Source organism: Achromobacter denitrificans NBRC 15125, from assembly GCF_001571365.1.
Classification (GTDB): Bacteria; Pseudomonadota; Gammaproteobacteria; order Burkholderiales; family Burkholderiaceae_B; genus Achromobacter; species Achromobacter denitrificans.
Genome location: NZ_BCTQ01000003.1, coordinates 256,857 through 263,260, shown reverse-complemented (window position 1 = coordinate 263,260; position 6,404 = coordinate 256,857). Strand labels below are relative to the sequence as shown.

Genomic DNA, 6,404 nt, shown 5'->3' with positions numbered 1-6,404 from the left:
GGCGTCGCCATCGAGCGCGCCCGCCACCGCGTCAGGGAAGGGCTGCGCGCCGCGTTGGGGGCGCACCGCTACGCGCCGGTGCTGATCGCGCTGGCCATCGGCGACCAGGCGGGCGTGGCGCGGGAGGATTGGCGGCTGTTCAACCGCAGCGGCATTACGCACCTGGTGTCGATCAGCGGCATGCATGTCACGTCGATCGCGGGCATGGCGGGCCTGCTGGTCGCGGCCGCATGGCGGCGGGGGCGGTGGCGCGGCGTGGGCCTGGCCGAACGCGTGCCCGCGCGCATGGCCGGCGGAGCCGCGGCGGCGGCCGTCGCGCTGCTGTACTGCCTGCTGGCCGGCTGGGGCGTGCCGGCGCGCCGCACCTTCTTCATGCTGTCGGTGGCGTTGGCGGCGGCGGCGTCGCGCCTGCCGGTGTCGGCCGACCGGATCCTGGCGTGCGCGGCCGCCGTGGTGGTGGCGCTGGATCCCTGGGCGCCGATGGCGCCGGGGTTCTGGCTGTCGTTCGGGGCGGTGGCCATCCTGCTGCGCATCGCGGGTGCTTCGTTCGACGCCGATGCCGACGCCGGCTGGCGCGCGCGCTGGGCCGCCCGGCTGGCCCAGGCGGCGCGTTTGCAATTGATCGTCACGCTGGGCCTGACGCCGCTGCTGGCCTACCTGGTCCACCAGGTGTCGCTGGGCTCGCCGCTGGCCAACGCGGTGGCGATCCCGGCGGTGACGTTCATCGTGACGCCGCTGGCGCTGCTGTGCGCGGCGCTGTCGGTGGCGCCCGGCGCCGAGGGCCTGGCGGCGCTTGCCGGCCAGACCGGCCTGCAAGCGTTCGACCTGACCATGGCGCCGGTGGCCTGGGTGGGCAATGCGGGCTGGGCCAGCATGGCGGTGGCGGCGGCGCCATGGCCCTGGCTGGCGTGGGCGGTGGCGGGCATGGGCTGGGCGCTGCAGGCGCGAGGCTGGCCCGGACGGAGGTTGGGATGGGCTTGCATGCTGCCGCTGCTGTGCTGGCGCCCCGACCGGCCCGACCCCGGCTACTGGCGCATGAGCGCCCTGGACGTGGGGCAGGGCAGCGCCATCCTGGTGGAGACGGCCAGCCAGGCCCTGCTGTTCGACGCCGGGCCCCGCCATTACGGCGGCGGCGACGCGGGCGAGCGGGTGATCGTGCCGTTCCTGCAGGCCCGCGGCATCCGCCAGCTGGATGCGCTGGTGCTGTCGCACGCCGACACGGACCACGTGGGCGGCGCCCGGGCGGTGCTGGCGGCGGTGCCGGTGTTGCGCGGCCATGCCTCGTTCGACCTGGAGGCCTTCCTGCGCCGGGATGCGCGCCTATGGCCCGACGCCGGCCCGCCGGTCGCGCCCCGCGAGACGCGGCGCTGCGCGCGCGGCCAGCAATGGGAGGCGGACGGCGTGACGTTCACCTTCCTGCACCCGGCGCGGGACGGAAGCGGCGCGCTGGAAGACCGCAACGCGGATAGCTGCGTGCTTCGGATCGAAGGCGCCAGGCACTCGCTGCTGTTGACCGGGGACGTGGGCGTGGCGCAGGAGCGCGAGCTGGCGCTGGCGGGGCTGCCGGCCACCGACGTGGTGCTGGCGCCGCACCACGGTTCGGCCTCGTCGTCGGGCCGCGACCTGGTCAGGGCCACCGCCGCCGGCCACGCCATCGCGCAGGCCGGCCACCTGAACCGCTTCCGCCATCCGGCGCCCGCGGTGGAACTGCGGTGGACGCGCGCGGGGACGGCCTTCTGGCGCAGCGACCGCGACGGCGCGGTGATCGCGCAGTCAGGTCCGGGCGGCCTGGAGGTCCGGGCCGAGCGGGAACGCGGACGGCGGTATTGGCACGGGTACTGAAGCGCGACGGGTCGGAGCGCATCGGGTTCAAGCGCATCGGGTCGAGGCGCATCGCGCCGCCGCAGGTCCGGTTGCGCCGATTCAGGCCCCGGATATGATGCCGCGCCGGGCCAGGTCGTCGACATCGCTCGCGCGAAAGCCGCCGAGCGCCATGAGGACTTCCCGGCTGTGCTGGCCCGGCAGCGGCGCGGGCGCGTCGTACGCCGCCTTGCTGGCGCTGAACTTGATCGGAAACCCGGGACCCTGCGCGGCCACGGCGGCCTGGGCCAGGGGGTTCCAGAGCGGCGTCATCATGTCCCGGTCCCGCAGCTGCTGCCATTGCATCACGTCGCCGATCTCGCGCACCGGGCTGCACGGCACCTTGGCGTCGTTGAGGCGCCGCAGCACCTCGGCGGAGTCCAGCCGCGCGGTCCAGTCGGACATCAGGCTGTCCACGGCGGCGTTATTGGCCAGGCGCCAGGAAAGGCTGCCCATCTGCGCGTCCGCCGCCAGGTCTTCCCTGTCCATCACCCGCAAGAGCGCGCTCCAGTCGTCCTGCGTGGCGGCGCCGGCCACGACCCATCCGTCCCGCGTGCGATAGGCGTTGAAGGGCGAGAACCGCATGATCCGGTTTCCCTGGCGCAGCGGCAGGCCCAGCGATTCATAGCAGTCGAGCGGCTCGTCGAACATCAGGGCGAACAGGCAGTCCGCCATCGACACGTCGACCGATTGGCCCACGCCCGTGCGGTTGCGGTGCAGGAGGGCGGCGAGAATGCCGGTGGCCGCGAACGTGCCGGCGATGGCGTCGGATATCGGGGATCCGGCCTTGGCGGGCGGCGCGTCGGGCTGCCCGGTAATGCTCATCATGCCCACGGCGGCCTGGACCATGAGGTCGTAGGCCTTGAGATGGCGTTCCGGACCGGTGGAGCCGTAGCCCGTGAGCGCGCAATGGATGATCGCGGGATTGGCCTCGCGCAGCGCTTCGTAGCCGATGCCCAGCCGATCGGCCACGCCCGCGCTGAAGTTGTCGATCACCACGTCGGCGGATTGCACCAGCTTCATGAAGGCGGCGCGCCCCTCGGGATCCTTGAGATTCAGGCCGACCGATTTCTTGCCGCGCGCGCGCTTCAGGTACGCGATGCCCATGTCGGCAGGCGTTTCACGGCGAAACGACACGCCGGCCGGGCCGGCAAAGGGAGGGGAGAAGGTGGTCGGGTCGCCCGTGGCGGGATCGTCGATCTTGATCACCTCCGCGCCCAGCCCCGCCAGGAACAGCGTGGCTTGGGGCCCCGAGAAGTAGCGGGTCAAATCGAGCACCACGGTCCCCGTCAAAATCTTTTCCATAAGCTCCACCTGGGCTGTCATCGGTTGCCAGTCTAAGCAGAACGCGGAGCGGGGACGTCATAGGACTTTGCGCTGGGGGCATACCCAAAAACGATTGCCCCGGCGGCCTTACAGCAGATGGGCGCCCGCCCACCGGCCGGAAGCGACCAGGTCGCGCACCAGTTCCGGGATCAGCTCGCCGATGACCTCGGCCGCGGCGCCCATGCCCAGCACGTCCGAGTTGCACAGGGACAGCCGCCTGCGCAGAGGCGGCTCGTCCACCGAGCGCGCGGAAAGCTTCTCGCGCACGCCCGCGCCCACCAGGGCGGACAGCGAGAGTATCGTCGCCGCCTGCCCGCTCTCGACGATGGACTGGATCGTGGAGAGGGAATCGAGCTCCATCATGACGGACGGCGCGAGGCCGGCGTCGGCGAAGCTGCGCTCGATGATCTGGCGAGTGACGTTCGTCTTTCCCGGCAGCACCAGGGGAATGCGCGAAGCCTCTTCCAGGGACGCCGTGGATGCCTCTTGGGGACCGGACGGCAGTTTCAGAAGATAGAGGTCCTCGTCGATCAGCGGCACCCACTGGATGTTCGCGCCTTTCTGGGTGTTCTTGGGGAGCGGCCGGCTGCCCGGCGCCGGCTCGAACAGGAGCGAGATCTCCAGCCGCCCCGTCGCGACCAGCTCCTGCAAATGCCCGCTCAGGCTTTCCACGATGCGGAGCTGGATGTCGGGGTAGCGCTGCTGGACGGCGGCGATCAAGGGCCCGGCGAGCACGTTGGCCGCGCTGGTCGGAAGGCCGACCGAGACCGGGCCGCCGGGAAGGGCGTCGGTATTCGCCACGTCGTACTTCAGGCGTTCGATCTGCCGCAGCACCGCCTGCGCATGCAGGTACAAGGCGTCTCCGGCGCGGGTCGGGCTGACGCCGCGCACGCTGCGCGACAGCAGGCGCGCGCCGAGTTCCGATTCCAGGTTGGTGATCTGGGAGCTGAGCGCGGGCTGGGCGATGTACAGGTCTTTCGCCGCCTTCGACATGCTTCCGAGCTCAACGATCCGCAAGAAATAGCGCAGCTGTCTGAGTTCCATAGGTCTCTTGCCAAGCCGGAGGCGGGGGCGTGGCCGGCCATAGGTTCGTCATATACCGGGATCGCGATGTCCTATTGTCGCTAAAGATTCAATGTCCATACCATGGATCCCAGTCGTTGAGTTTACGTGACGGGGACCGTTGATGATCCAACTTTTCTTTTGGTCTACACCCAATGCCTACAAGGTGTCGATCCTGCTGGAAGAACTGGCCATGCCCTATGAGGTGGTGCCGGTCCATATCGGCAAGGGCGAGCAGTTCCGGCCCGACTTCCTGAGCATCAGCCCGAACAACAAGGTGCCCGCGATCGTCGACGATGACGGGCCGGGCGGCGCGCCCATCAATGTGTTCGAGTCGGGCGCGATCATGGTCTACCTGGCCGAGAAGGCGCGCAGCGATCTGTTTCCCGCCGACGCGCGGCGCCGGTCGGCCGTCCTGCAATGGCTGATGTTCCAGATGGGCGGCGTGGGGCCGATGCTCGGCCAGGCCCATCATTTCCGCAAGTATTCGCCCGAGCCCATTCCCTATGCCATAGACCGGTACACGCGCGAGGCCCATCGCCTGTACGGCGTGATCGACCGGCAGCTTTCCCGCAGCGCCTATCTGGCCGGAGACGAGTATTCGCTGGCCGACATCGCCACCTATCCCTGGCTGCGGCCCTACAAGTGGCAGGGCCAGGACCTGGACGAGTGGCCCCACCTGAGCAGGTGGTACGCGCAGGTGAGGGCCCGCCCCGCGGTGCAGCGTGGCCTGGCCGTGCTGGCCGAGAAGGTGGACCGCAGCGGCAAGCCGCCCGAGGGCGAGCGCTGGAAGAATTTGTTCGGGCAGTCGGGAACGACGACGCCAACCGTGTAGAAATATTGCCAGGAATACCGCTATGAACAATGCGCTGCCCATGCTGAAGGGATACCGGGTCTTGGACCTCACCCAGATCGTCGCCGGGCCCACGTGCACGCGGATCATGGCCGAGCTGGGCGCCGACGTGGTCAAGGTCGAGCTGGCGCCCTTCGGCGACCGCACGCGCGTCGGCGGGCTGAAGTCGCGCCATCCCGATCACAAGGGATCGAGCCGAAGCACCTATTACTTCCAGCACAATCACTCCAAGCGCAGCCTGGCGCTCGACATCAAGCATCCGAGCGGGCTGGCGCTCATCAAGCGCATGATCCCGAAGTTCGACGTGCTGGTGGAGAACTTCAGCCCCGGCGTCATGGCGCGGGCCGGGCTGTCCTACGAGGCGCTGCGGGAGTTGAATCCGCGCCTGGTGATGTGCTCGATCTCGCTGGCGGGGCAGACCGGGCCGCTCAGCCAGAAGCCGGGCTACGACTACATCGCGCAGGCCTACGCCGGCATCACCGACCTGATCGGCTCCCCGGAAGGCGATCCGTCGCTGATCACGATGGCGATCGGCGATACCGCCACGGGCATGGCGGCCGCCATGGCGGTGGGCTTCGCCTTGCTGCATCGCGAGCGGACCGGCGAGGGGCAGCACGTCGAGGCGACATTGCTGGACACCTATTTCCAGATGCACGAAGTCGCCGTGCCGCGGGTCGCGCTGCGCAAGGGCTACGTGCCGCGGCGCACCGGCACGCAGCACCCCGACGGGGGGCCGACCGGGATATTCCGCTGCGGCGACGGCACGCATCTGTCGCTGGCCATCCTGCCCCATCAATGGAACGCGTTCATCGGCGCGCTGGACATGCCCGAGCTGGCCGATGACCCGCGCTTCGCCACGGCCGCGCTGCGCCGGGACAACAACGAGGACATCAAGACGATCCTCGAAGAATGGCTGGCCCGGATGGGGACGCGCGAGCAGGCGATGGCGGCGCTCGACGCCAGGCGCATTCCCTGCGCGCCCGTGCTGACGCTCAATGAAGCCATGGCCCACCCGCATCTGCGAGACCGGGGCACGGTGCGCACGGTGCGGGACGAGGCGATAGGGGAGTTCGAGATCCCGGGGTTCCCCACCCGGTTTTCCGCCTGGCAGCCGCCGCGGGGCCTGCGCGCGGCCGCGCTCGGAGAGGACAACGAGGAGGTCCTGGAAGAACTGCTGGGCCTGTCGCCGGCGGAAGTCCAGGCGCTGTACGAGGACGAGGTGCTGGTGCGGGATCCCCTGCTGAGGCAGCGCGCGAGCGAGAAGGTTTGAGTTCCTTGAACAACAAGATGAAGGAGACAAACG

At 69.8% G+C, this 6,404-nt stretch carries 5 protein-coding genes; 3 read left to right on the top strand and 2 right to left on the bottom strand.

Features of this window, described 5'->3' with window-relative positions:
• On the top strand, positions 1-1,842 hold a 1,842-nt coding region (locus ADE01S_RS04805), incomplete at its 5' end, for a DNA internalization-related competence protein ComEC/Rec2 (RefSeq protein WP_062680316.1).
• Between the two features lie 81 nt (positions 1,843-1,923).
• On the opposite strand, the gene ADE01S_RS04800 is transcribed toward ADE01S_RS04805, so the two are convergent.
• Entirely contained in the window at positions 1,924-3,165 is a 1,242-nt protein-coding gene (locus ADE01S_RS04800; RefSeq protein ID WP_062680315.1) for a CaiB/BaiF CoA transferase family protein, read from the bottom strand.
• A 108-nt stretch (positions 3,166-3,273) separates the two neighbouring features.
• Entirely contained in the window at positions 3,274-4,230 is a 957-nt protein-coding gene (locus ADE01S_RS04795; RefSeq protein ID WP_062680314.1) for a LysR substrate-binding domain-containing protein, read from the bottom strand.
• A gap of 142 nt (positions 4,231-4,372) precedes the next feature.
• Between ADE01S_RS04795 and ADE01S_RS04790 the strand changes: the two genes are divergently transcribed.
• Both ADE01S_RS04790 and ADE01S_RS04785 read left to right on the top strand, forming a co-directional pair.
• Entirely contained in the window at positions 4,373-5,083 is a 711-nt protein-coding gene (locus tag ADE01S_RS04790) for a glutathione S-transferase family protein (RefSeq protein WP_062680313.1), read from the top strand.
• Positions 5,084-5,105: 22 nt separating this feature from the next.
• Positions 5,106-6,371, top strand: a complete 1,266-nt coding sequence (locus ADE01S_RS04785) for a CaiB/BaiF CoA transferase family protein (RefSeq protein ID WP_062680312.1) — start codon at positions 5,106-5,108, stop codon at positions 6,369-6,371.
• The last annotated feature ends 33 nt before the right edge of the window (positions 6,372-6,404 follow it).